Here is a 25,720-nt window from a genome sequence, read left to right on the forward strand (position 1 = left end):
CTCCGTTAGATGAATTCCTGTTTTGGCTGCTTTGCGGTCCCGGCCGGAACGGCGTGGCTGCGGATATTTCTGATCATTAATGCCGTAAAAATGAGCACCATGGCCGTGGCCGCGAGGCCGAGCAACCACATGTTGCGATAGGCCACGGCGGCGGGCAGGGTGTCCTGCCAGTGGCCGACCAGCGGATAAACAAACACGTCCGGCAGAAAGCCAATCACTGAGCAAATTCCGACCGTGGTGCCCATGATGTATTTCGGCGTGCGGGCTTCGCCGATGCCGGCAAAATACAGCCCGCGCGAGGCGTAACAGGCGAACGCCAGCAGCAAAATAAGGCCGATGCCAATGAAGACGGATGACGGATGCGCGTTGGTTATCAGCAAAACGGCCAGCGTGATAATGCTGACAAGTGACAGCAGCTGAACGGCGCGGGTCGGGGATTTCAGCCGGGTATAAGTGGTGATAATGCCGCCCAGAGGGCCGCACAGTGCGCGGAAAATCTTGTTGATGACGATGCCCATATAGCTGGCGGCGACCAGCGTCATGCCATACATTTCCGTCAGATAGTTGGTGGAATAGCTGAGGATCGCGTAGATGGTGTAAACGCCGAAAATAATCAGACTGCAATACCAGGTGGTACTGATTTTCAGCACCGAAGTGATGTCTTTCAGGCTGAATTTTTGCGTGCCGCTCTCGTCGCTGCGCACCGTAAAACCGTCCTGCACGAAGAACCAGCACAGCACGCCCAGCAGGATATAAACGCCGCTGTAAATCAGGATCACGGCTTTCAGGCTGGCCGGATTTTCCGGGGCGAACAGGGAAAACACCCACATGGTAAAGACCGCCAGCGCCATCACGCCGACGCCGCGCAGGCCTTCCATCCAGCCCATGATTTTGCCCTGTTCCTCGTGATTCCCGAGCAACGACGCGGCTTTTATGGAAACGGACCACAGCATTAAAATCGTGGTAATGGCAAACGCCACCTGAATGACGATCATCACCCAGAACGGCGGATAGACGGCCATTAATAAGCCCAGCAGGCCGGTGATGATCATGGCGAAACTCATCATTTTTTTGTGTGAGAATTTATCGGCAATAATTCCGCTGGGTGCATATAAAATAATCGCCGTAATACCGAATGTGCTCATAATTAACCCTATTTCGGTATTGGAAAATCCCATGAACTTTGCCATGGGTATTTGGTAGATATAACGCAAGTAAGCCAGGTCAAAACTGACACCGCCGCTGATACTTATTATTGCCAGCGTCAGCCAGCGACGAAAATTAGAAGATTCCATATTGCTGCCCTGTATTTTTAGCGGATTAAGGCAAAAAAAAAGAGAAAAGCAGACTTCCCCGCAGGAGGGAAGTTACTTTTCTCTTGATCTCTGGTAACTGAGAATAGTAATAGCATGCCGCAATATTAATTTACCGTGAGAAATCTCACAGAATTATTAAACGAGTTTTTTGTGAGTCTGCTCACGGAATCCGGCTAATTAAACATGGTACACCTTAAAGCCAGTTACTAGAGCCGATGAGAAAAGTAGCTTCCCTTTATTTCCGGGGAAGATTGCTTTTCTCTTTTTTTTTGGATTTTTTCAGGTAAGGAGCTTCACCATGTCGTTGAACGCGCTGAATGAGTTTTCACTGGATTTCTTCTCTCTGAAAGGAAAAACGGCCATCGTCACTGGCGGAAACAGTGGTTTGGGCCAGGCCTTTGCGGTCGCACTGGCCAAGGCCGGAGCCAATTTGTTTATTCCGAGTTTCATTATGGACAAAGGTGAAACGCGTGAACTGATTGAATTGCAAGGAAGTCGCGTTGAGTTTATGCAGGTAGACATCACCGAGAAAGGCGCACCGGCGCGTGTGATTGAACAATGCCTGAAAACCTTCGGCACGGTGGATATTCTGGTCAACAACGCCGGGATCTGTAAGCTCAATAAAGTGCTGGATTTTGGCCGTGAAGACTGGGATCCGATGATTAATATAAATCTGACCGCGGCGTTCGAATTAAGCCATGAAGCCGCGAAAATCATGATCCCGAAAAATGAAGGGAAAATTATTAATATTTGTTCGCTGTTCTCTTATCTGGGCGGGCAATGGTCTCCGGCTTACTCCGCCACCAAACATGCGCTGGCTGGCTTTACCAAAGCGTATTGCGATGAGCTGGGACAATATAATATTCAGGTCAACGGCATTGCACCGGGATATTACGCCACCGACATTACGGTTGAAACCCGGAAAAACCCGGTCACCAATCAGCGCGTATTAGATCACATTCCGGCAAACCGCTGGGGAGAAACCCAGGATTTAATGGGGACAATGGTCTTCTTAGCCAGTCGCGCGTCAAATTATGTTAACGGACACCTTGTGGTTGTCGATGGCGGTTATTTAGTCCGTTAATTTTGTTATGCGTATTCAGGGTGGTTCCTGAGTCTGATTTAAATTTACTGAAGAAATAAGGATTATTTATGTCGTTATCCCGTGAAGCCATTGTTGATCATTTAAAAGAGATCGTCGGTCCGGCGCAGGTCATTACCGATGAGGAAGTGCTGAAGAAAAACAGCGTCGATCGCTTCCGTAAATATGCCGATATTCATAACGTTTTCACGCTGCCACTGCCTGCGGCGGTCGTGAAACTGCACAACACGCAGCAGGTCTCCGACGTGCTGGCGTTTCTGAATAAACACGAAATTAACTGCGTGCCGCGTACCGGCGCATCCGCCACTGAAGGCGGGCTGGAAACCGTGGTGAAAAACTCGGTGGTGCTCGACGGTTCCGGTCTGAATAAAATCGTCAAAATCGATATCCGCAATATGCAGGCCACGGCGCAGTGTGGCGTGCCGCTGGAAGTGCTGGAAAATCAGCTGCGTGCGCAGGGTTACACCACCGGACATTCGCCGCAGTCCAAGCCGCTGGCGCAGATGGGCGGCCTGGTCGCCACGCGCAGCATCGGGCAGTTTTCCACGCTGTATGGTGCCATTGAAGACATGGTGGTCGGGCTGGAAGCGGTGTTCCCGGACGGAAAAATCACGCGCATCAAAAACGTGCCTCGCCGCGCGGCCGGGCCGGATATCCGTCATGTGATTATCGGGAACGAAGGTGCGCTGTGCTATATCACTGAAGTCACAGTGAAAATTTTCAAATACATGCCGGAAAATAATCTGTTCTACGGTTATACGCTGGAAAACATGCAGACCGGTTTCGACATTCTGCGTGAAGTGATGGTTGACGGTTATCGGCCGTCCATTGCCCGCCTGTATGATGCCGAAGACGGCAGCCAGCATTTTACGCATTTCGCCGACGGTAAATGCGTGCTGATCTTCATGGCCGAAGGGACGCCGGGCATTGCGCGGGCGACCGGTGCAGGCATCGAAGGGATTGTGGCGCAGCATCCGGAATGTCAGAAAGTGGACAGCGCGCTCATCGAACGCTGGTTTAACCACCTGAACTGGGGCCCGGAAAAAGTGGCCGCAGAGCGTGAGCAAATCCTGAAAACCAATAACATGGGCTTCACCACGGAAGTCTCCGGCGACTGGTCGAGCATTCACACTATTTATGAAAATGTCATTCGCCGCATTCGCGATGAATTCCCGCACGCGGACGATATCACTATGCTCGGCGGTCACTCCTCACACAGCTACATCAACGGTACCAACATGTATTTTGTCTACGATTACAACGTGATGGACTGCAAGCCGGAAGAGGAAATCAACAAGTACCACAATCCGCTGAACAAAATTATTGTCGAGGAAACCATTAAGCAGGGCGGCTCGATGGTGCATCACCACGGCATTGGCAAACACCGCACGCACTGGACCAAAGATGAGCACGGCAGCGCCTATTACATTCTGAAAGCGCTGAAAGACGTTTACGACCCGAAAGGGATCATGAATGCGGGCACAATTTATCCGATTGAAAAGTAGTTACTTTTGCCTTCCCCTCTCACGGGGGGAAGGCCGGAACGGGCCGCCGGTTTTACGTCCCTGATTCGACACGGAGCGCAACATGGCCGCAGATAAAACGGTTCAGGTCAGTATGGATGACATCCCGCTCAACGCCTTTCACATCAAAATGGCCGGGCTGACGTTCGGCGCGCATCTGACAGACGGTTATGTGCTCGGCATGATTGGTTTTGCGCTGGTTCAGCTCACGCCGCAAATGCAGCTGACGCCGTTCTGGCAGGGGCTGATCGGCAGTTCCGCGCTGTTTGGCCTGTTTATCGGCAGCCTGGTTCTGGGATGGTTATCCGATCATATTGGCCGCCAGAAAATCTTTAATTACAGCTTTATTATCATCACGCTGGCCTCTGTGGGTCAGTTTTTTGTCCAGACGCCAGAACAGTTGTTCTGGTTGCGTGTGCTGGTGGGTATCGGGCTGGGCGGTGATTATTCCGTCGGGCACACCATGCTGGCGGAGTTTTCCCCGCGTAAACATCGGGGCATTTTGCTCGGTTCATTCAGCGTGATCTGGACGCTCGGCTACGTCAGCGCCACGCTGACCGGACATCTGATGGCCGATTTCGGCCCGGACGCCTGGCGCTGGCTTCTGGCCTCCTCGGCGATCCCGGCGGTTCTGATTATGTTGCTGCGCATCGGCACGCCGGAATCCCCGCGCTGGCTGATGCAAAAAGGGCAATTCGCGGCAGCGCATCGCGTCGTGCTGCGCTGTTTTGGCCCGAACGTCACGCTCAATGATGAGATCGCCGTGGCGACTTCGCATCATCTTAAAACCCTTTTTTCGGCCAGATACTGGCGGCGGACGGCGTTTAACAGCCTGTTCTTTGTCTGTCTGGTGGTACCGTATTTTGCGATTTATACATTTTTGCCCGCCATTATCACCCTCATTGGCCTGACGCCCGGTCTGAGCACGGATTTGCTCCTCAATACTTTGCTGGTGGTGGGATCGCTGGCCGGAATTGGCCTGACGGTGACCTGCTCCCGACGCGGCTTTCTGATTGGCTCGTTCCTTTTGCTGACGTTTTGTCTGGCGGTGATGAGCGTACTTCCTGAAGGTTACGCCGGATTAACGCTCTTTCTGTTTGCCCTGTTCACACTGGCTATTTCAGCGGTCAGCAATCTGGTCGGCGTGTTTCCGGCGGAGAGTTTCCCCACCGATATCCGCTCGCTGGGCGTCGGATTTGCGACGTCGATGAGCCGTTTCGGTTCGGCTATCGGCACCGGTTTACTGCCGGTTTCCGTGCTGACGCTGGGGATCCAAAACACCACGTTGCTGCTGGCGGGAATATTGCTGCTGGGCGCGGTCATTTCGATTCTCTGGGCACCGGAAACCAAAGGCATGACGCTGGTCGGCGCGTCGTCGGTCAGCGCATCTTCACCGCTTACCGTGGTGAAACAAGGAAATGGCCTGTGAATATTGTTGTGTGCGTAAAAGTGGAACCGGATTTATCAATGCTTTCTGCCAGCGACTGGCAGGCGGCTGAGCGCGGCGACATTCCCTATGATTTCGCCCGCTGGCAGCTGAGCGGATTTGACCAGAGCGCGGCAGAAATGGCCCTGAACCTGGCGGAAGCCTGCCTGACATTGCTCACCGTTGGCGGCGAACAGATCACGCCGGTGCTGAAAACGTTGCTGGCGCTGGATTTTCAGCGCGCGGTGCGCATTGATGCAATGTCTGAGGACCTGCGTTTTCATCCCGAAGCCATCGCTGCGCTGATTGCCGGTTTCCAACATCAGGACGAAAAAGCCGGGGTGATTATTTTAGGCCCGCAGAGCAGTGAAGGGCAGAACCGGCAAACCGGACCGCTGCTGGCGGAAATGCTGGGCTGGCCATGCATCACGCAGGTTTGCGATATCGGGCGCGCTGAAGACCCGACGTTGTTGCGCGTCGTCAGGAAAACGCCGGAAGCGGTGCAAACACTCACTGTGCGTCTGCCGGTGGTGCTGGTCGCCGGGCAGGCTGCGCAGGATCGCCTGTTGCGAATTCCGACGCTGAAACAAAAACTGGCGGCGGCGCGCAAACCTCTTGATGTCCTGCGGGCAGCATCGCTCGCGAAATTACCGCCGGTGCCGGTCGTTACGCTGGCTCTGAAAAATTCGCGGCGCGGCGCAATGATCATTGAAGGCGGCAGCCCGGCGGACAAAGCCCGGACGCTGTATACCGGTTATCTGAAATCGCGGGGGAACCGATGAACATCGCTATTATTCTGGATTGCCGCCAGCGGGGATTTTTGTCTCAGGCGCAGATGCAAAATGATTTTCTTCGCGCGAACCCGGTGTTGTCCGGTTCCGCCGAGTTGTGGTTGCTGTATGACGCAGATAAGCCGGACGCGTTACCGCAAATGGCCTGCGATATCCGGCATGTCGTCTGGATTTCACTTCCCGAAAACGGCCTGGCGGAACCGGCGCTTGAGGCTCTGATGGCGCTGTTTGATCAGCGTCCGGCAGAACTTTTACTGTGCGCAAGCGGTGAAGCAGCGGACGAACTGGCCACGCGGCTGGCGTACCGGATCGGTGGTGTCAGCGGAACCGGTGTCGCCGAAATCGAAAAAAGTGAAACGCACTGGAGCGTCGTAAAACCCGCGTACGGCAGCCGGATGCGGGCGACGCGCACGCTGAACGGTTCCCCGCTGTGTATCTCGGTGGCAGCAACGGGGGGGGAACCCGCACAAACCGCGCCGGTTCACGCGCACCAAACGGATTTTTCGCCGCCGCCTGCATCAGCCGGCTGGCTGGTGGATTTTCAGCAGGAAACGCGGCCAGCGGATAACGGTTTGCACAATGCCTCCGCCGTTCTGGTGATCGGGCAGGGCGCGGGCAGCGCGGAACAAGTGCGGCGGCTGGAGGCATTCGCCCGACAAATCCACGCGGAGCCGGGATGCAGCCGTCCGGTGGCGATGAATGCCTGGTGCGATATGTCGCGGATGGTGGGGATTTCCGGCGTGGTCGCGGCGCCCGACGTGTGCATCGTGGCCGGCGCATCAGGCGCCGCGGCGCTGATGGCAGGCATTGATCGCAGTGAATTTATCGTGGCAATCAATACCGACCCGCATGCCGCGATTTTTGCGCAGGCGGACGTCGGCATTGTGGATGATCTGGATGACGTTTTGTCTGCGCTCGCCGCCTGTTATTCCTGCACCAGCGTTTAGAATTTCAGCTGCCATACGCCGGTGTTGGTGGTGGAAACAGCCACCGCACCGGCGTTCAGCGCGCTGGTCGCATCTTCTAAATCACACACCAGCCCGCCGGCAATAATCGGCAAATCGATTTTCTCCGATACCCAGCCCAGCACTTTCGGCATGCAGCCCGGCAAGATTTCCACACAATCCGGGTTCGACTGCGCCACCTGTTTATCGATGTTGTGAAATGAAATCGAGTCGAGCAGGAACATCCGGTGAATACCAAAAAATCCCTGCGCTTTCGCGGCTTTGATCATCGAGGCTTTGGTGCTGATGATGCCATCTGCCGTGGTAACGATTTTCAGAAAATTAATCACGATCTCTTTATTGGACGTGCCGTCCAGCAGATCGACGTGGATAAACGCGTATTTTTCAGCCTTTTTGATCCGCTGAACAATCGCGCCGATATTGCAGATATTCCCGTACAGCACCGAGATGATTTTGCAGTCCGACAGCAGGGCGGCGTTCAGGCTTTCAGTGTCTTTCACTGCGGCGATGACCGGGTGTTGATTCAATAATTGCAAAATAGACACAGGTGAAGCTCCGTTGAAATGTAATGTTATGCAACTGAAAACATAGCAGCTTTCCGTGTTTACAACCCCGCGCCACCTCCCAGAGTTTTACCCGAAACGAAATGTCACGCCGCAACCGGCAGCCGGATAACGCCAGAGGGAAAACGCCTCGTCGCGGCAGACAATCCGGCAGGTGCCGCACTCCAGGCAGCCGTTGGGATCAAAGGTGATTTCTCCGGCTTCGTTCATCCGGTAAAGCCCGGCCGGGCAGGCATTCAGCAGGATCTTCAGCGCACTTTGCTGCGCGTTGCCGGCCACCACAATGTGGGCGGAGTTTTCCGGCTGATAGTGATTTTTGGCGAGTTTGTCATTCAGGTTCACAGGCTACGCGCTCCTTTACGCAGGTCTTTCAGTAACTGCCACAATCCGGCACGGCGGGCATGACGCCAGAGTAAGCGGCGAAGCGGCACGGACGGTTGTTCGCCGACGTGAAAAAGACTGTGCAGCAGATCAGCGGAAAGTTGCGGATAGCGGCTGAACGCCTGTGGCGAACTGAGTAAATCGGCGGGCAAATGGCGGTATTGCGTCATCAGCGGCCACAGCGCGCTGCGCTGCAAATGTTCGCGGTATTGGGAAAGTGAGGCGGCGCTGAAATCGTTGTTCCGATGCGCATGAATCAGCGTTACGGCCGCGGCCTGCGCAGACATCATCGCCAGATCCATTCCGCGAACCGTGTGCCCTGCATTCAGACAAAAACCGGCGCAGTCACCGGCAACCAGCCAGCCATCGCCGGACAGCGGCGCCAGGGCATTCAGCCCGCCTTCGGGGATCATGTGCGCACTGTATTCCATGACTTCAGCCTGTTTAAGCAACGGGCGCAGGGCGGGATGTTGTTTGAAGTCGTCAAGCATCTGCGGCAGGCTGCGCGCACTGTCGCTGAGCTGAGAAAGGTTGCAGACCACGCCGAGCGAGAGAGTGTCTCGATGGGTATACAGAAAACCGCCACCGACTTTTCCGGCGGTCGGCTGCCCCGCAAACAGCCATGCGCAGCCCTGATCGCCTTCCAGCCCGAAACGTTCTTCCAGTTTTTCACGCGGCAGCGCGAGCACCTCTTTTACGCCCGTTGCCATGTTTTCCGCAGAGGGTTTTGGCGACGCGAGACACCGTTGCGCCAGAAGCGAATTCGCCCCTTCCGCCAGAATAACGGCGCGCGCGGTCAGATGGTCATCGCCGATTCTGACGCCGGTCACTCGGCTCCCTTGCTTCATCAACCCTTCGACCTGCGTATCCTTAATGCACTGCGCACCGGCGAGCTGCGCCTGTTCCATCAGCCAGGGATCAAACCGCGCGCGCAATACGGTCCATGAGCAGGCGGCGTCAGCAGTCTGCCGGTGATCCAACGTTGTCATGCTGTCGCCGGTCAGCAGCGAGAGCCTTTCCTGCGTTACGCGGCGTTCAAGCGGGGCGCTTTGCGCGAAACCGGGCAGAATTTGTGAAAGAGTGTGCGTGTAAATGCGCCCGCCGGAACTGTTTTTGCTGCCCGCCTGCGCGCCCCGTTCCAGCAAAATAACGCTGAGCCCCGCGCGGGCTAACAGCAATGCACTGGTACAACCGGCTATTCCGCCGCCGACGACGATGACGTCACAATCATTTTCCTGCATCTTCTTCAGTCCGTTGAAAAGTGAGGAAACCAGAATAACAATCCGGCAGTTCCCGTCATTGATTTTGAGCAGGACTGGCGTTGTCGTATATTATCTGCTGCATTCGCCACGACAGATAAGTGAAACTCCATGAACAATTTCCAGCTTGAAAAGCTGATTAACCAGAAACTGGATATCAGCAACTACAAAGATTATGCGCCGAACGGTTTGCAGGTCGAAGGCCGCAGCAATGTGCAGCGCATCGTGACCGGCGTCACGGCTTCTCAGGATCTGCTGGATGCCGCCATCGCTGTTGAAGCCGATGCGATTCTGGTTCACCACGGTTATTTCTGGAAAGACGAACCGGCTGAAATTCGCGGCATGAAACGCAACCGTCTTAAAACGTTGCTGGCGACTGACACCAATATGTACGCCTATCATTTGCCGCTCGACGGCCACGCGGAACTGGGCAATAACGCGCAACTGGCGAAGCTGTTTGGCATTACCGTGCAGGGCGAAATCGCGTTGCTGCTGCCGTATGGCGAACTCGATACGCCGCTTAGCGGCAACGAATTCCGTCAGCGCATCGAAAGAATTCTGGATCGCAGCGTGCTGCACAGTGCGCAAAATGCACCGGCGGAAATCCGTCGTGTGGCGTGGTGTTCAGGCGGCGGTCAGGGCTACATTCAGAAAGCGGCAGAATTTGGCGTGGATGCGTTTATCAGCGGTGAGGTTTCTGAGCAAACCATTCACATCGCCCGCGAGATGGGGCTGCATTTCTTTGCCGCAGGCCATCACGCCACAGAACGTTACGGCGTGAAAGCGCTGGGCGAATGGCTGGCGGCGGAACATGGGTTAGATGTGATGTTTATCGACATCGATAACCCGGCTTAAGGGCTATCTTATTGGTCATTTTGAATCCGGGCAGTGCTCGTGACAGTCACGTACTCAGTGTACGCTCCCGTCCCTGCGCGCTGTCCGAATCCAAACTGACTGCAACGATTACGCCCTTACTCTGATGATGTTTTCTTCTGCGTTTCCTCTGAAACGCTGTCTTCCAGCAGCGTAAATGCCCGCTGTAATCCGGTATCCACTTCAGGGTCTGCGCCCTGCGGTGGATATTTGCTTTCCTCTTCTTCCCCGACGGGCTCTTCGTCTGTCTCTTCGATAACCGGTTCAACCACGTTTTCGGGGGCGGGCATGGTGTCCTGAATCATCTGTTCGTCAAACGCCGGATTCAGCGCCGGTGACAGCGGTGAACTGCTCAGGCTGTCCGGCATGGCGATGTGCGGAACGGGTGCATCGACCGCCATTTGCATTTCTTCTTCTTTCTTGGATGTACGGCTTAACGCCACAATGCCAGCGCCGCACAACGCGAAAAAGGCATACAGAATATTGCCACCCAGCGGCTGGATCAGCGCGCCAACGGCTAACGGCCCGATACAGGCACCGACGCCAAATGCCATCAGCAAACAGGCGGACAGCGAAACGCGCCGCTCCGGTTCAATCATGTCATTCGCCAGCGCGACCACCAGCGGATAGAGCGTGAACTGCATCAGGCTGACGATAAAACCGATGCCGAGCAGCAGCGGGAAAGAGATATGGCTGAACAGCGCCAGTGGCAGCGCCGTCAGCGCCAGCAAAATGGCGTTAATCCGCATCAGCATGTTGCGGTTATAGCGGTCAGACAGCCAGCTCAGCGGGAACTGCGCCAGCAGCCCGGCGAAAATCGCCAGCGCCATAAACAGACCGGTTTGCTGCGTAGTGAGCGATTGCTGACTGGTGTAAATCGGTGCCATACCGTAGAACGACCCGACCACCATGCCGATGACCAGCGTGATCGCCAGCACTTTGGGAATGGCGCGGATGAAGAATTTCAGCTCCATCGGCGCGGGAGACATATGGCCGACGTTGGTGCGCGTGGTTAACGCAATCGGTACCAGACACAGCGCAAAACACAGCGCGATAACGATCAGCGTTCTGACGCCTAAATCGCTGTTGAGCATCAGAACGACCTGACCGAGCGACATCCCGAGATACGACGCCACCATATAAAATCCGAAGACCACGCCGCGCTGGTTCGCTTCGGCCTGATCGTTGAGCCAGCTTTCCAGCACCATATATTGCACCATCATGCACAGACCGATGATCAGGCGCAGCACCACCCAGACCGAGATAATATCCGTCAGGCCATGACCGAGTACGGCGGCGGTGATAATCCCTGAACAGGATACGTAGGCGCGGATATGCCCGACGCGGGCGATCAGGATATGGCCGACTTTGCCGCCAATCACCAGCCCGATGTAGTTCGCCGCAATGATGGCACCGATCATCGCGCCGCTGACGTTAATCGCCGACAGACGCAGGGAAATGTAGGTAGTGAGCAGGCCGGAACCCAACAGCATCAGTAATGTGGTGGTGTAGAGCGGAAAAAATAAGGCCAGTGGCTTTTTCACGACGTCTCCCTTTCATTTGTGGCGAAAGCGTTATCCAAACGCTAAAAAAAACAGCAACATTTCTGAGAGTAGCAGTTGAAGGCGGCGGGGGAAACCCTGAAGCCGGGAAAGCACGGGCGGACAGGTTGACATGTCCGGTCGGTTTCACGCATAACAGAGAGTAAGTTTCGATTCATTGAGTTGCTGAATAACCCGATGATCCACAACCTTTCTTTAAGGAGTGCCTGAGTGCAACGAGCACGATGTTATCTGCTGGGTGAACGCGCAGTAGTGCTGGAGCTGGAGCCGCCGGTGTCGCTGGCAAGCCAGCAACGGATCTGGGGGCTGACCCAGCGTTTGCAGGATCGTGCTGCCTATCCCGGCGTACGTGAAGTCATTCCTGGCATGAATAATCTGACCGTTCTTCTGACCGATGCCCAGAGTTCTGCGCTGGACGCGATTGAGCGCCTGCAAACCTGGTGGGAAGAGAGCGAGGCCATCGTGCCTGAATCGCGTTTAATTGAGATCCCAGTGATTTACGGCGGCGAGTACGGGCCGGATCTCGGGAATGTCGCGCGCCATAACGGCATGTCCGAGAGCGACGTTGTGGCACTGCATTCCGGCATTGATTACACCGTCTATTTTCTCGGTTTCCAGCCGGGCTTCCCTTATCTGGGCGGATTGCCGGATAAACTGGCGACACCGCGTCGCGGCGAACCGCGCCTGTCAGTGCCTGCCGGTTCCGTCGGGATTGGCGGCAGCCAGACCGGGATTTATCCGCTGGCCACGCCGGGCGGCTGGCAGCTAATCGGCCAGACAACGCTTGCCATGTTTGACCCGCTGCGGGAACAGCCGACGCTGCTGCTGCCGGGCGACAGCGTGCGCTTTGTGCCACAAAAGGAGGGCGTATGCTGAAGGTTTTACGCGCAGGCATGCTGACCACGGTTCAGGATCCGGGGCGCAGCGGTTATCGCCAGCAGGGAATCAGCCAGTCGGGCGCACTGGATACGCCCGCGCTGCGGATTGCCAATCTGCTGGCCGGCAATGACGAAAACGCTGCCGGGCTGGAAATCACGCTCGGCCAGTTCAGCGCACAATTCCACCGGGAAGGCTGGATTGCGCTGACCGGCGCAGGTTGTCATGCGCAGCTCGACGGCAAAGAAATCTGGACGGGCTGGCGTTACGCCGTCAGGCCGGGGCAAGTACTCACTCTTAAAACGCCGGTGCGCGGTATGCGCAGTTATCTGGCGGTGTCCGGCGGGATAGATGTACCGGAAGTGATGGGCTCGCGCAGTACCGATCTGAAAGCGAAGTTCGGCGGTTTTCATGGCCGTCAGTTGCAGGACGGCGACGAACTGCCGACGGGCGACACGTATAATCCGCCTGAAAAATCCGGCGGGATTAAGCAGTTGTTATTCGGTAACCGTATCCGCGCGTTGCCGGGGCCGGAGTATCAGGAATTCAGCGCGCAATCCCGCGAAGAGTTCTGGCGCGCCGCCTGGCAGCTCAGCCCGCAAAGTAACCGCATGGGATATCGCCTGCACGGGCATGTGCTGAAACGCGAAACCGACCGCGAGTTGCTTTCCCACGGGCTGCTTCCCGGCGTGGTGCAGGTTCCGCACGGCGGCCAGCCGATTGTGCTGATGGCCGATGCGCAGACCACCGGCGGTTATCCGCGCATTGCCTGCGTAATCGAAGCCGATTTATACAATCTGGCGCAAATCCGCCTTGGCGAGCCCATTCACTTTGTGAAATGTACGCCGGAAGAAGCGCAGAAAGCGCTGCATGAGCAATCACGTTTTATCGAACAGGTGAAATGGGGGCTGTATGGTCGTTGATCTGAATGCCGATCTGGGGGAAGGCTGCGCCAATGATGAGGCGCTTTTGCAGCTCGTCAGTTCGGCGAATATTGCCTGCGGTTTTCATGCCGGAGACGCACAGACCATGCAGCAGTCCGTGCGCTGGGCGCTGAAATACGGCGTGGCGATTGGCGCGCACCCGAGCTTTCCGGATCGCGAGAACTTTGGCCGGACGGCCATGCAACTTCCGCCGGAAACCGTGTACGCGCAGGTGGTGTATCAGCTCGGTGCACTCGCTGCTATCACCCGCGCCGAAGGCGGCAAAATGGTGCATGTAAAGCCGCACGGTATGTTGTACAACCAGGCGGCGACCGACGCGCTGCTGGCGGATGCCATTGCCCGCGCGGTGTATGACGTTGACCCGACCCTTCGTTTAGTCGGGCTGGCGGGAAGCGAACTGATCCGGGCCGGTGAACGCCTCGGGCTGCAAACGCGGCAGGAAGTGTTTGCCGACCGGCGTTATCAGAGTAACGGCACGCTGGTGCCGCGCAGCCAGCCGGATGCGATGATTGAGAGCGATGAACTGGCGCTGGATCAGACGCTGGCGATGGTGCGTGAACAGAAAGTACTCAGCCGCGAAGGCGTCTGGGTTCCGGTGCAGGCCGACACCGTTTGTCTTCACGGTGATGGTGAGCACGCACTGACCTTTGCGCGCCGTCTGCGCGAAGCGTTTGGTGAGCAGGATATTCAGGTCAGCGCAGGCTGACTTCAGCAAAATCAGGGGAATACCTATGCGTAAAGTCTTAGTCACCGGTATCGAGCCGTTTGATGGTGAAAAAATTAATCCGTCCTGGGAAGTGGTGAAGCAGTTGGGTGATCTGGAGTTGTCCGGTGCGAAGATTGTGGTTCGCCAGTTGCCGTGCGTGTTTGGCAAAGCTATCGACGCGCTGAATGTCGCTATTGATGAAGTGCAGCCGGAAATGGTGATTTGCGTCGGGCAGGCGGGCGGTCGCAGTGATTTCAGCATCGAACGCGTGGCGATAAACATCAACGATGCGCGTATCCCTGATAACGAAAACAATCAGCCGGTGGATGAGACGATTGTCGCTGACGGCCCAGCCGCGTATTTCTCCACCTTGCCGATTAAAACCATTGTGAACGGGTTACGCGAATCCGGTATTCCGGCTTCTGTCTCGCAAACGGCGGGCACCTATGTGTGTAATCACATTATGTATGGCCTGCTGCATCGTCTTGCCCAGCCGTCGTGCAAAGTGGTGAAGGGCGGGTTTATCCATATTCCTTATCTGCCGGAGCAGGCCGCGCGTCATCCGGGCGCGCCGAGTATGTCGGTTCACACGGTGCTCAATGCGCTTGAGCTGACAATTGCCATCGCGCTGCATACCGAGCAGGATTTGCGAATTGCCGAGGGTGCGACTCACTGATGCCTGAAGGTCCTGAAATTCGCCGCGCTGCCGATTTGCTGGCAGCCGCGGTGGTGAACAAGCCGCTCACGGATGTCTGGTTTGCTTTCCCTAATCTGAAGCCTTACCAGTCCGCATTACGTGGTACCAAAATTACGGCGATCGAAACCCGCGGAAAAGCGTTGCTGACGCACTTTTCCAATGGCCTGACGCTCTACAGCCACAACCAGCTTTATGGCGTCTGGCGGATTATTCAGGCCGGTGAAACGCCGAAGGAAACCAAACGTTCGCTGCGGGTAAAACTCGAAACCACGGACGCGGCGATCTTGCTGTACAGCGCGTCTGAGATCGGGCTTTACGATACGGCGGAAATTGAAAATCATCGGTTCCTGCAACGTATCGGGCCGGACGTGCTGGATGAAACCCTGACCGTCGCGCAGGTTCGTGAGCGGTTACTTTCGCAGAAATTCCGCAACCGTCAGCTCGGCGGGATGTTGCTTGATCAGGCATTTCTGGCCGGATTGGGGAATTATCTGCGGGCGGAAATTCTGTGGCTGGCAAAATTGCTGCCCGACCATAAACCGAATGAACTGAATGACGCAGAACTGGATGCACTGGCCGATGCCTGTTTGGCTGTCGCGCGTTTGTCCTACGCCACGCGCGGGACAATGGATGAAAATGTGCATCACGGTGCGTTGTTTCGTTTTAAAGTTTTCGGGCGGACGGGGAAACCCTGCGAGCGTTGCGGCGATCCGATTGAAAAGGGCAGCGTGTCTTCACGGCCATTTTTCTGGTGCCCGGTTTGTCAGGTGTAATGAAAACGTTGAAATGAAAAAGGCTCCCGCGGGAGCCTTTAAAGTCTGAGCAAGTCAGAACTTATTTTTTCAGCTGAGAATGGAAATCGCGTTTGTCGTAGCCGGTGTAAAGCTGACGAGGACGGGCGATTTTGATGCCGTCCTGGTGCATTTCGCTCCAGTGAGCAATCCAGCCAACGGTACGCGCCATCGCGAAGATCACGGTAAACATGGACGACGGAATGCCCATGGCTTTCAGGATGATGCCTGAATAGAAATCGACGTTCGGATACAGTTTCTTCTCGATGAAGTACGGGTCGTTCAGTGCGATGTGCTCCAGCTCCATCGCCACTTCCAGCAGGTTGTCTTTCAGATCCAGCTCTTTCAGCACTTCATGACAGGTTTCACGCATCACTGTGGCGCGCGGGTCGTAGTTTTTGTAAACACGGTGACCGAAGCCCATCAGGCGGAAGGAATCATTTTTGTCTTTCGCACGCTTAACGAATTCCGGGATGTGATCCACGCTGCTGATTTCTTCCAGCATTTTCAGTGCGGCTTCGTTTGCGCCGCCGTGCGCAGGTCCCCACAGGGAAGCGATACCGGCTGCTATACAGGCGAACGGGTTAGCGCCAGAAGAACCGGCGGTACGGACGGTAGACGTCGAGGCGTTCTGTTCGTGATCGGCGTGCAGGATCAGAATACGGTCCATCGCACGTTCCAGAATCGGGTTCACTTTATATTCTTCACACGGCGTGGAGAACATCATGTGCAGGAAGTTACCGGCATAAGACAGGTCGTTGCGCGGATACACAAACGGCTGGCCGATAGAGTATTTGTAACACATCGCGGCAACGGTCGGCATCTTGGACAGCAGACGGTAAGCGGCGATTTCGCGATGACGTTCGTTTTCGACGTCAATGGAGTCGTGATAAAACGCCGCCAGTGCGCCGGTCACGCCACACAGTACGGCCATCGGGTGAGAGTCACGACGGAAACCGTGGAACAGGCGGGTGATCTGCTCATGAACCATAGTGTGACGGGTCACATTGGTTTTGAATTCTTCGAACTGCTCCGGGGTTGGCGCTTCGCCGTTCAGCAGCAGGTAGCTGACTTCCAGGAAGGTTGACTCTTGCGCAAGCTGGTCAATCGGGAAGCCGCGGTGTAACAGAATACCTTCGTCACCGTCGATATAGGTGATTTTGGATTCGCAGGATGCAGTAGAGGTGAAACCGGGGTCATAGGTAAAAAGACCTTTTGAACCGAGGGTTCGGATATCAATTTCATCCTGACCCAGCGAGCCGGTAAGCACGCTTAGTTCAATCGGGTCGTGACCTTGTAGGGTAAGTGTCGCTTTCTTATCAGCCATTTACAGTCTCCTTAGCGCCTTATTTTTAAAAATCAGTAACAACAGAAATGCCTGGAAGCGACGCCTTGAAAGGTCATTATTATTGTCAGCCTTAACTCTGCGATCGGATGGGGAGGGAACGTAGAGCTGAGTCGAATTGCAGTCTCAGACTGCTCTGTGACCAACAAGCGGCGTTTCATCGTTGTTAACGATTCGGTAAATCATTACTGTTCTGTCGCTCAGTACCTGTGAAGAGTATGAGGATTTACACAATCCCCACTTTTGCATAACTTGGGGCTACAGGGAAGACCCTGCATCACGATTGTGTGATCCACTGATTCTTCAGAGACTTTCACCATTTTGGTGCGGTTGGTGTCAGCCGGTATGTGCTCAGTATCACAGTCCTATAGGGATAGCTCATATGTAATGGAAATGTTGATCAAATGTCAAACTAGATAATTTATTTTGTGCCTTTTATGGAAAATGAGAGCTAACTCACTGTTTAAAAGAAATGTGAATAAAGCATTTGTAGGGCAATTGTAATAAGAATGTGATCAACCTATACTCCTACAAGGTCTCCGGGCAATCCGAAGTAGGAGCACCCAGCATCATCTTTTTTGTCTTGAATTTATGAAAATGGACTTAAAGGAAAAACACATTTCTGCGCCGTTTAAGCACATCGGATGTCGTTGTTTGAGCGCGGGAAATGAGAGCTTTTAGGAGCTCAGCTTTCTAACGTGATTGGTGTTGTGAGAATGCGGCCAACGCACCCACAGCGGCAGGAACGCAGGAAAGGATGCTGTCTGACATACTGCTCCGGGCCGGAGGAAGTAAAATAATAAGAGCTGTGTGGGCAAAACCGTGAAAAAACAAAGACCTGTCAATCTGGATCTGCAAACGATCCGGTTTCCCGTTACTGCGATAGCGTCCATCTTACACCGAGTCTCTGGCGTAATAACCTTCGTCGCCGTCGGTATCCTCCTCTGGCTGTTAGGTTTGTCTCTCTCTTCTCCTGAAGGGTTTGCACAGGCTGCTGCCATCATGAATAGCTTCTTCGTCAAATTCATCTTTTGGGGAATACTCACTGCGCTGGCCTATCACGTTTGCGGTGGCGTCCGCCACTTGCTGATGGATTTTGGCTATATCGAAGAGAGTTTGGCTGCCGGTACCCGTTCTGCCCAGGTGGCAATCGGTCTGACCGTCGTGCTGTCAATTCTGGCTGGAGTCCTCGTATGGTAAGCAACGTTTCTGCATTGGGACGCAATGGTGTGCACGACTGGCTGTTACTGCGTGCTTCCGCGATCATCCTCACCTTGTACATCCTTTATATTCTGGGCTTTGTGGTTCTGGCTCAGGAACTGACTTTTGATGTCTGGCATGGCTTCTTCTCTTCCTCCATCACGAAAGTATTCACACTGCTGGCATTGCTGTCGATTTTGATTCATGCGTGGATCGGCATGTGGCAGGTGTTAACGGACTATGTCAAACCGCTGGCCGTCCGACTGGTGCTGCAACTGGCCATCGTCGTCACGTTAGTGGTTTACCTACTTTACGGAACAATTGTTGTTTGGGGAGCGTAGTAAATGAATCTGCCAGTCAGAGAGTTTGATGCTGTCGTTATCGGTGCAGGTGGCGCCGGTATGCGTGCCGCGTTACAGATTTCACAACAGGGCCTGTCCTGCGCCCTGATTTCCAAAGTCTTCCCGACCCGCTCCCATACGGTGTCTGCTCAGGGCGGTATTACCGTTGCGCTGGGTAACACGCATGAGGATGACTGGGAATGGCATATGTACGACACCGTAAAAGGTTCCGACTACATCGGTGATCAGGACGCCATTGAATATATGTGTAAAACCGGGCCGGAAGCGATTCTGGAACTCGAACACATGGGATTGCCTTTCTCCCGTCTTGATGACGGCCGTATTTATCAGCGTCCGTTTGGCGGCCAGTCGAAGAACTTCGGCGGCGAGCAGGCGGCACGTACCGCGGCGGCAGCCGACCGTACCGGTCACGCCTTGCTGCACACGCTGTATCAGCAAAACCTGAAAAACCACACCACGATTTTCTCCGAATGGTATTCACTGGATTTAGTGAAAAACCAGGACGGCGCGATCGTCGGGTGTACCGCAATTTGTATCGAAACCGGTGAAGTTGTTTACTTCAAAGCCAAAGCGACCGTGCTGGCAACCGGCGGTGCAGGCCGTATTTATCAGTCCACCACCAATGCGCACATTAATACCGGCGACGGCGTGGGCATGGCATTGCGTGCCGGTGTGCCGGTGCAGGATATGGAAATGTGGCAGTTCCACCCGACCGGCATTGCCGGTGCCGGCGTTCTGGTAACAGAAGGCTGCCGTGGTGAAGGTGGTTATCTGCTCAATAAAGATGGCGAACGTTTCATGGAACGTTATGCGCCAAATGCCAAAGACCTGGCGGGTCGTGACGTGGTGGCGCGTTCCATCATGATCGAAATCCGTGAAGGCCGTGGCTGTGAAGGTCCGTGGGGCCCGCACGCCAAACTGAAACTCGATCATTTGGGTAAAGACGTTCTGGAATCCCGCCTGCCGGGTATTCTGGAATTGTCGCGTACCTTTGCGCACGTCGATCCGGTTAAAGAGCCGATCCCTGTTATCCCAACTTGCCACTATATGATGGGCGGCATTCCGACCAAAGTGACCGGTCAGGCGCTGCGAGTGAACGCACAGGGTCAGGATGAAGTGATCCCGGGCCTGTTCGCGGTCGGCGAAATTGCCTGCGTTTCCGTTCACGGTGCCAACCGTCTCGGCGGTAACTCACTGCTCGATCTGGTGGTCTTTGGCCGTGCAGCCGGTATGCACTTGCAGGAATCCATTCAGGAGCAGGGCGCAAGCCGCGATGCGTCTCAGGACGATATCGATGTGTCTCTGGAACGTCTGAACCGCTGGAACAACACCCGTTCGGGTGAAGATCCGGTGGCTATCCGTAAAGACCTGCAATCGTGCATGCAGAATAACTTCTCGGTCTTCCGCGAAGGGGATGCAATGGCGAAAGGTCTGGAAGAGCTGAAAGTAATCCGTGAGCGTCTGAAAAGCGCGCGTCTGGATGATACCTCCTCGGAATTCAACACCCAGCGCGTCGAGTGTCTGGAACTGGATAACCTGATGGAAACCGCGTTCTCGACCGCCGTCTCCGCAAACTACCGTACCGAAAGCCGTGGCGCACACAGCCGCTTCGACTTCCCGGAACGTGACGATGCGAACTGGCTGTGCCACACGCTGTATCAGCCGGAAACAGAAAGCATGACCCGCCGTGAGGTGAACATGCAGCCTAAGCTTCGCGCGGCCTTCCCGCCGAAAGCGCGTACTTACTAGGGCGAAGCGGAGACAGATTATGAAACTCGAATTTTCGATTTATCGCTACAACCCGGACGTTGATGACGTTCCGTACATGAAAGATTACGTGCTGGAAGCCAAAGACGGGCGCGACATGATGTTGCTCGACGCGCTGATTTTGTTGAAAGAACAGGATCCTACGCTGGCGTTCCGCCGCTCATGCCGTGAAGGCGTTTGTGGTTCAGACGGCGTGAACATGAACGGTAAAAACGGCCTGGCGTGTATCACGCCGGTCTCAACGTTACGTCAGGGCAGCAAGAAAATTGTTATCCGTCCGTTGCCAGGATTGCCGGTTGTGCGCGACCTTGTTGTGGACATGGGACAATTCTATAAGCAGTATGAGAAGATTAAGCCTTACCTGTTGAATGATGGGAAAAATCCTCCGGCGCGCGAACATTTACAGATGCCGGATGAGCGCGAAAAACTGGACGGATTGTACGAATGTATTCTCTGCGCCTGTTGCTCGACGTCCTGCCCGTCTTTCTGGTGGAACCCGGACAAATTTGTCGGTCCGGCAGGCCTTCTGGCCGCTTACCGTTTCCTTATCGACAGCCGCGATACCGAAACGCAACCGCGACTCGACGATCTGAACGATGCTTTCAGCGTATTCCGCTGCCACAGCATCATGAACTGTGTGAGTGTGTGTCCTAAAGGTTTGAACCCGACGAAAGCGATCGGGCACATCAAATCGATGCTGCTACAGCGGGGCGCCTGAGTTCATAAGGTGATGCCATCAGCGGGAACTCAGGTTCCCGCTGTTATTTACCCGCTTTTGGTTTCGCTTTCTTTAGTTACAAATGCCGTAACTGAGGCTTTGATAGCAAATAAGTAATTTTTTAATAACAAAGTAGCAACAAGTGCAACAAAGTTGCGCCTGACAGGAGTAAGATAGCCGGGTAAAAATCAGGGGGATGGAAAAAAGGGGAAAAAGAAGCAGGGCAACTTCAAAAATCAGTCACGCATCTGGCGGATTTCTGAAGGTTCCTTGAAGAGCCAAACGCTCAACCAACGAACTGTTTTAGTATGGAAAACCGTTTTACCGCGGTGTATCACGGTCAATATTATTAACCACGGCGAAAACTAAAGCTTCAAAGCTTAAGGGATCACGATGCAGAACGGCGCAATGAAGGCCTGGCTGGATTCCTCCTATCTGGCGGGTGCAAACCAGTCTTACATAGAGCAACTCTATGAAGACTACTTAACCGATCCTGGTTCCGTTGACGATAGCTGGCGTTCGATTTTTAAACAGCTACCAACAGTGGGTGTGAAACCAGAGCAACTCCATTCTCAAACTCGCGACTACTTCCGCCGCCTGGCGAAAGATGCGTCACGTTACAATTCCTCCATCAGCGATCCTGAAACGGATGCCAAGCAAGTTAAGGTGTTGCAGTTAATCAATGCCTTCCGCTTCCGTGGTCATCAGAACGCGAACCTTGATCCCCTCGGCCTGTGGAAACTGGACGATGTACCGGATCTGGATCCTGCGTTCCATCATCTGACTGAAGCTGATTTCCAGGAAACCTTCAACGTCGGTTCTTTTGCCATTGGCAAGGAAACCATGCAGCTCGGCGAGCTGTATAAAGCCCTGAAGCAAACCTATTGCGGTTCCATTGGTGTGGAATACATGCACATCACCAACACCGAAGAGAAACGCTGGATCCAACAGCGCGTCGAATCCGTGGCCGGTCGTGCGAAATTCACCAATGACGAGAAGAAAACGTTCCTGAAAGAACTGACCGCAGCAGAAGGTCTGGAGCGTTATCTGGGCGCGAAATTCCCGGGCGCAAAACGCTTCTCTCTTGAAGGTGGCGATGCGCTGGTTCCGATGCTGAAAGACATGATCCGTCATGCAGGCAAAAACGGAACGCGCGAAGTGGTGCTGGGTATGGCGCACCGTGGCCGTCTGAACGTGCTGATCAACGTACTGGGTAAAAAACCTCAGGACTTGTTCGACGAGTTCTCCGGCAAACATAAAGAACACCTGGGTACCGGTGACGTGAAATACCACATGGGCTATTCGTCTGATGTGGAAACCGAAGGCGGTATGGTTCACCTGGCGCTGGCGTTTAACCCGTCGCACCTGGAAATCGTGAGCCCGGTGGTTATCGGTTCTGTTCGTGCCCGTCGCGACCGTCTGGACGAAGCGCGCAGCAATATGGTTCTGCCAATCACCATTCACGGTGATGCGGCGATTACCGGTCAGGGCGTGGTTCAGGAAACCCTGAACATGTCGCTGGCACGCGGTTATGAAGTGGGCGGTACCGTGCGTATCGTCATTAATAACCAGGTGGGCTTCACCACCTCGAATCCAAAAGATGCGCGTTCCACCGATTACTGTACTGATATTGCGAAAATGGTGCAGGCACCGATTTTCCACGTCAATGCCGATGACCCTGAAGCGGTCGCTTTCGTGACCCGCCTGGCATTGGATTTCCGTAACACCTTTAAACGTGACGTCATGATTGATCTGGTTTGCTACCGTCGCCACGGCCATAACGAGGCCGACGAACCGAGCGCAACCCAGCCACTGATGTACAACAAGATCAAGAAACACCCGACGCCGCGTAAAATTTATGCTGACATTCTGACCGAGCAAAACGTGGCCAGTCTCGAAGATGCCACGGAAATGGTCAATTTGTATCGTGATGCGCTGGATGCGGGCGAGTGCGTGGTGGAAGAGTGGCGTCAGAACGACATGCACACTTTTACCTGGTCACCGTATCTGAACCACGAGTGGGATGAAGCTTACCCGAACAAGGTTGAGCTGAAACGCCTGCAGGAACTGGCGCGTCGCGTCAGCCATGTGCCGGATGCTATCGAAATGCAGTCACGCGTTGCCAAGATTTACGGCGACCGTAACGAGATGGCCGAAGGTAATAAGAAATTCGACTGGGGCGGCGCGGAAAATCTGGCGTACGCTACGCTGGTTGACGAAGGCATTCCGATCCGTCTGTCGGGTGAGGACATGGGGCGCGGCACTTTCTTCCACCGTCACGCCGTGATCCACAACCAGAAAAACGGTTCCGTGTATGTGCCGCTGTCGAATATTCATAACAGCCAGGGCATGTTCAACGTCTGGGATTCCGTGCTTTCCGAAGAAGCGGTGCTGGCGTTTGAATACGGTTATGCCACGGCTGAGCCGCGTACGCTGACTATCTGGGAAGCGCAGTTCGGCGATTTCGCCAACGGTGCGCAGGTGGTTATCGACCAGTTCATCAGCTCCGGCGAACAGAAATGGGGCCGCATGTGTGGTCTGGTGATGTTGCTGCCGCACGGTTACGAAGGGCAGGGGCCGGAGCACTCCTCCGCGCGTCTGGAACGCTATCTGCAACTTTGCGCTGAGCAAAACATGCAGGTTTGTATCCCGTCGACCCCGGCGCAGGTTTACCACATGATCCGTCGTCAGGCGTTGCGCGGTATGCGCCGTCCGCTGATCGTCATGTCACCGAAGTCTCTGTTGCGTCATCCTCTGGCGGTTTCTACGCTCGATGAACTGGCCAACGGCAGCTTCCTGCCAGCGATTGGTGAAGTAGACGAACTGGATCCAAAACAGGTTAAGCGCGTGGTGATGTGCTCAGGCAAGGTGTATTACGACCTGCTGGAACAACGTCGCAAAAACGAGCAAACCGACGTGGCTATCGTTCGTATCGAACAGCTGTATCCGTTCCCGCACAAAGCGATTCAGGAAGTGCTTGAGAAATTCTCACACGTTCATGATTTCGTCTGGTGTCAGGAAGAGCCGCTGAACCAGGGCGCGTGGTATTGCAGCCAGCACAACTTCCGTGAAGTGATTCCTTTCGGGGCTTCTTTACGTTACGCAGGACGTCCGGCCTCTGCTTCTCCGGCAGTGGGTTACATGTCCGTTCACCAGAAGCAACAGCAAGATCTGGTTAACGATGCGCTGAACGTTAAATAACGCGTTGGCGTGAGTTAACACTATGGAACATAAGAAGGATTTATAATGAGTAGCGTAGATATTCTGGTCCCTGACCTTCCTGAATCCGTGGCAGATGCGACGGTTGCAACCTGGCATAAAAAACCGGGCGACAGCGTTGAGCGTGACGATGTACTGGTAGAAATTGAAACCGATAAAGTGGTTCTGGAAGTGCCGGCAAGTGAAGCCGGTATTCTGGACAGCATTATCGAAGATGAAGGCGCAACGGTCATTTCCCGTCAGATTCTGGCGCGCATTCGTCCGGGTAACAGCTCCGGCAAGCCAAGCACTGAGAAAAGCTCCGATAAAGAAGCGACTCCTGCTGCACGCCATACCGCCGCTCTGGAAGAAGAAAGCAACGACGCACTCAGCCCGGCAATCCGCCGTCTGATTGCCGAGCATTCTCTGGATGCCAACGCGATCAAAGGCAGCGGTGTCGGTGGTCGTCTGACCCGTGAAGATGTCGAGCAACACCTGGCGAAAGCCAAAGACGCGAAACCTGCGGCTGCACCAGCAGCGGCTCCTGCCGCGACCAGTGCTGCACCGGCTCTGGGTTCACGCAGCGAAAAACGCGTGCCGATGACCCGTCTGCGTAAGCGTGTTGCTGAGCGTCTGCTTGAAGCGAAAAACAGCACCGCAATGCTGACAACCTTCAACGAAATCAACATGAAGCCAATCATGGATCTGCGTAAGCAGTACGGTGATGGTTTCGAAAAACGTCACGGTGTACGCCTGGGCTTCATGTCTTTCTATCTGAAAGCCGTGGTTGAAGCGCTGAAACGTTACCCGGAAGTGAACGCCTCTATTGATGGCGAAGATGTGGTTTACCACAACTACTTCGACGTGAGCATCGCCGTTTCTACGCCTCGCGGCCTGGTAACGCCGGTTCTGCGCGATGTGGATACGCTGGGTATGGCTGACATCGAAAAGCAAATCAAAGAGCTGGCGATCAAAGGCCGTGACGGCAAACTGAAAGTGGAAGAGCTGACCGGCGGTAACTTTACCGTGACCAACGGCGGCGTCTTCGGCTCACTGATGTCGACCCCGATTATCAACCCACCGCAGAGTGCGATTCTGGGCATGCATGCCATTAAAGATCGTCCGATGGCGGTGAACGGTCAGGTTGTGATCTTGCCAATGATGTATCTGGCACTGTCCTACGATCACCGTCTGGTTGATGGCCGCGAATCTGTCGGCTTCCTGGTGACCATTAAAGAAATGCTGGAAGATCCGGCTCGTCTGCTGCTGGACGTTTAGTCCCCGGCGGAACGAAAGAAATAGAGATCGTAAAAATCTGTGGCACAGCCCGCTGTGCCCTGATAAGCCTTCCTACT

General features: G+C 54.7%; 23 protein-coding genes. 17 read left to right on the forward strand and 6 right to left on the reverse strand.

The genetic code is table 11. The features are described from left to right. Window positions 1-5: 5 nt before the first annotated feature. Complete coding sequence (locus KWG64_RS01120) at window positions 6-1,295, reverse strand: nitrate/nitrite transporter (protein WP_218520682.1); 1,290 nt, start codon at window positions 1,293-1,295, stop codon at window positions 6-8. A gap of 319 nt (window positions 1,296-1,614) precedes the next feature. On the opposite strand from KWG64_RS01120, the gene KWG64_RS01125 reads away from it, so the two are divergent. The 5 genes from KWG64_RS01125 (at window position 1,615) to KWG64_RS01145 (ending at window position 7,105) form a co-directional block, all read left to right on the forward strand. Next, window positions 1,615-2,400, forward strand: coding sequence for an SDR family oxidoreductase (locus KWG64_RS01125; RefSeq protein WP_152326474.1), 786 nt, complete (start codon window positions 1,615-1,617; stop codon window positions 2,398-2,400). Window positions 2,401-2,468: 68 nt separating this feature from the next. Then, on the forward strand, window positions 2,469-3,923 hold the full coding sequence (locus KWG64_RS01130; protein WP_165059451.1) for an FAD-binding oxidoreductase: 1,455 nt from the start codon (window positions 2,469-2,471) through the stop codon (window positions 3,921-3,923). 82 nt (window positions 3,924-4,005) lie between these two features. Further along, window positions 4,006-5,370, forward strand: a complete 1,365-nt coding sequence (locus KWG64_RS01135) for an MFS transporter (protein WP_218520683.1) — start codon at window positions 4,006-4,008, stop codon at window positions 5,368-5,370. Further along, a complete protein-coding gene (locus tag KWG64_RS01140) occupies window positions 5,367-6,149 on the forward strand; it encodes a hypothetical protein (protein ID WP_218520684.1) in 783 nt (260 codons plus the stop codon). The genes KWG64_RS01135 and KWG64_RS01140 overlap by 4 nt, the downstream gene beginning before the upstream one ends. Beyond that, window positions 6,146-7,105, forward strand: a complete 960-nt coding sequence (locus KWG64_RS01145) for an electron transfer flavoprotein subunit alpha/FixB family protein (RefSeq protein ID WP_218520685.1) — start codon at window positions 6,146-6,148, stop codon at window positions 7,103-7,105. The genes KWG64_RS01140 and KWG64_RS01145 overlap by 4 nt, the downstream gene beginning before the upstream one ends. On the opposite strand, the gene KWG64_RS01150 is transcribed toward KWG64_RS01145, so the two are convergent. From KWG64_RS01150 to KWG64_RS01160, 3 genes are all read right to left on the reverse strand, one after another. Further along, entirely contained in the window at window positions 7,102-7,668 is a 567-nt protein-coding gene (locus tag KWG64_RS01150; RefSeq protein WP_101075745.1) for a glycerol-3-phosphate responsive antiterminator, read from the reverse strand. The genes KWG64_RS01145 and KWG64_RS01150 overlap by 4 nt on opposite strands. An 87-nt stretch (window positions 7,669-7,755) precedes the next feature. After that, entirely contained in the window at window positions 7,756-8,028 is a 273-nt protein-coding gene (locus KWG64_RS01155; RefSeq protein ID WP_218520686.1) for a ferredoxin family protein, read from the reverse strand. Next, entirely contained in the window at window positions 8,025-9,308 is a 1,284-nt protein-coding gene (locus KWG64_RS01160; RefSeq protein ID WP_218520687.1) for an FAD-dependent oxidoreductase, read from the reverse strand. The genes KWG64_RS01155 and KWG64_RS01160 overlap by 4 nt, the downstream gene beginning before the upstream one ends. Before the next feature lie 129 nt (window positions 9,309-9,437). Between KWG64_RS01160 and KWG64_RS01165 the strand changes: the two genes are divergently transcribed. Continuing rightward, window positions 9,438-10,181, forward strand: coding sequence for a type 2 GTP cyclohydrolase I (locus KWG64_RS01165; protein WP_195814179.1), 744 nt, complete (start codon window positions 9,438-9,440; stop codon window positions 10,179-10,181). Between the two features lie 116 nt (window positions 10,182-10,297). Here the strand turns inward: KWG64_RS01165 and KWG64_RS01170 are convergent, their stop codons facing one another. Continuing rightward, window positions 10,298-11,743: an MFS transporter gene (locus KWG64_RS01170; RefSeq protein ID WP_218520688.1), complete on the reverse strand. Its 1,446-nt coding sequence runs from the start codon at window positions 11,741-11,743 to the stop codon at window positions 10,298-10,300. 228 nt (window positions 11,744-11,971) lie between these two features. Between KWG64_RS01170 and pxpB the strand changes: the two genes are divergently transcribed. From pxpB to nei, 5 genes are read left to right on the forward strand one after another with little or no spacing between them, the layout of a single operon-like run. Next, on the forward strand, window positions 11,972-12,637 hold the full coding sequence (gene pxpB, locus KWG64_RS01175; RefSeq protein ID WP_218520689.1) for a 5-oxoprolinase subunit PxpB: 666 nt from the start codon (window positions 11,972-11,974) through the stop codon (window positions 12,635-12,637). Continuing rightward, window positions 12,631-13,560: a 5-oxoprolinase subunit PxpC gene (pxpC, locus tag KWG64_RS01180; protein WP_195823530.1), complete on the forward strand. Its 930-nt coding sequence runs from the start codon at window positions 12,631-12,633 to the stop codon at window positions 13,558-13,560. The genes pxpB and pxpC overlap by 7 nt, the downstream gene beginning before the upstream one ends. After that, window positions 13,550-14,287, forward strand: a complete 738-nt coding sequence (pxpA, locus tag KWG64_RS01185) for a 5-oxoprolinase subunit PxpA (protein WP_195823529.1) — start codon at window positions 13,550-13,552, stop codon at window positions 14,285-14,287. The genes pxpC and pxpA overlap by 11 nt, the downstream gene beginning before the upstream one ends. A 25-nt stretch (window positions 14,288-14,312) precedes the next feature. After that, entirely contained in the window at window positions 14,313-14,963 is a 651-nt protein-coding gene (pcp, locus tag KWG64_RS01190; protein WP_195823528.1) for a pyroglutamyl-peptidase I, read from the forward strand. Next, window positions 14,963-15,757: an endonuclease VIII gene (gene nei / locus KWG64_RS01195; protein ID WP_218520690.1), complete on the forward strand. Its 795-nt coding sequence runs from the start codon at window positions 14,963-14,965 to the stop codon at window positions 15,755-15,757. The genes pcp and nei overlap by 1 nt, the downstream gene beginning before the upstream one ends. A gap of 61 nt (window positions 15,758-15,818) precedes the next feature. Here nei and KWG64_RS01200 read toward each other — a convergent pair whose 3' ends face one another. Continuing rightward, window positions 15,819-17,102 carry a citrate synthase gene (locus tag KWG64_RS01200; RefSeq protein WP_152326489.1) on the reverse strand — a complete coding sequence of 428 codons (1,284 nt, stop codon included), beginning with the start codon at window positions 17,100-17,102 and terminating at the stop codon, window positions 15,819-15,821. 828 nt (window positions 17,103-17,930) lie between these two features. On the opposite strand from KWG64_RS01200, the gene sdhC reads away from it, so the two are divergent. The 6 genes from sdhC to odhB all read left to right on the forward strand — a co-directional run bounded on the left by sdhC (window position 17,931) and on the right by odhB (window position 25,643). Then, window positions 17,931-18,320 carry a succinate dehydrogenase cytochrome b556 subunit gene (gene sdhC, locus KWG64_RS01205; RefSeq protein WP_104922897.1) on the forward strand — a complete coding sequence of 130 codons (390 nt, stop codon included), beginning with the start codon at window positions 17,931-17,933 and terminating at the stop codon, window positions 18,318-18,320. Next, on the forward strand, window positions 18,314-18,661 hold the full coding sequence (gene sdhD, locus KWG64_RS01210; protein ID WP_152326490.1) for a succinate dehydrogenase membrane anchor subunit: 348 nt from the start codon (window positions 18,314-18,316) through the stop codon (window positions 18,659-18,661). Before sdhC ends, sdhD begins: the two co-directional genes overlap by 7 nt. Window positions 18,662-18,664: 3 nt before the next feature. Continuing rightward, entirely contained in the window at window positions 18,665-20,431 is a 1,767-nt protein-coding gene (sdhA, locus tag KWG64_RS01215; RefSeq protein WP_152326491.1) for a succinate dehydrogenase flavoprotein subunit, read from the forward strand. Between the two features lie 19 nt (window positions 20,432-20,450). After that, the gene (locus KWG64_RS01220; RefSeq protein ID WP_195814169.1) at window positions 20,451-21,167 is read left to right on the forward strand and encodes a succinate dehydrogenase iron-sulfur subunit; all 717 of its coding nucleotides are present in this window, start codon (window positions 20,451-20,453) and stop codon (window positions 21,165-21,167) included. A gap of 393 nt (window positions 21,168-21,560) precedes the next feature. Next, window positions 21,561-24,368 (forward strand): 2-oxoglutarate dehydrogenase E1 component, encoded by a 2,808-nt coding sequence (gene sucA / locus KWG64_RS01225; protein ID WP_195823526.1) that lies wholly within the window; start codon window positions 21,561-21,563, stop codon window positions 24,366-24,368. Window positions 24,369-24,413: 45 nt separating this feature from the next. Next, window positions 24,414-25,643 (forward strand): 2-oxoglutarate dehydrogenase complex dihydrolipoyllysine-residue succinyltransferase, encoded by a 1,230-nt coding sequence (gene odhB / locus KWG64_RS01230; RefSeq protein WP_101077380.1) that lies wholly within the window; start codon window positions 24,414-24,416, stop codon window positions 25,641-25,643. Window positions 25,644-25,720 lie beyond the last annotated feature (77 nt).

This window comes from Rahnella sp. PD12R (assembly GCF_019200965.1).
GTDB classification, from domain to species: domain Bacteria; phylum Pseudomonadota; class Gammaproteobacteria; order Enterobacterales; family Enterobacteriaceae; genus Rahnella; species Rahnella laticis.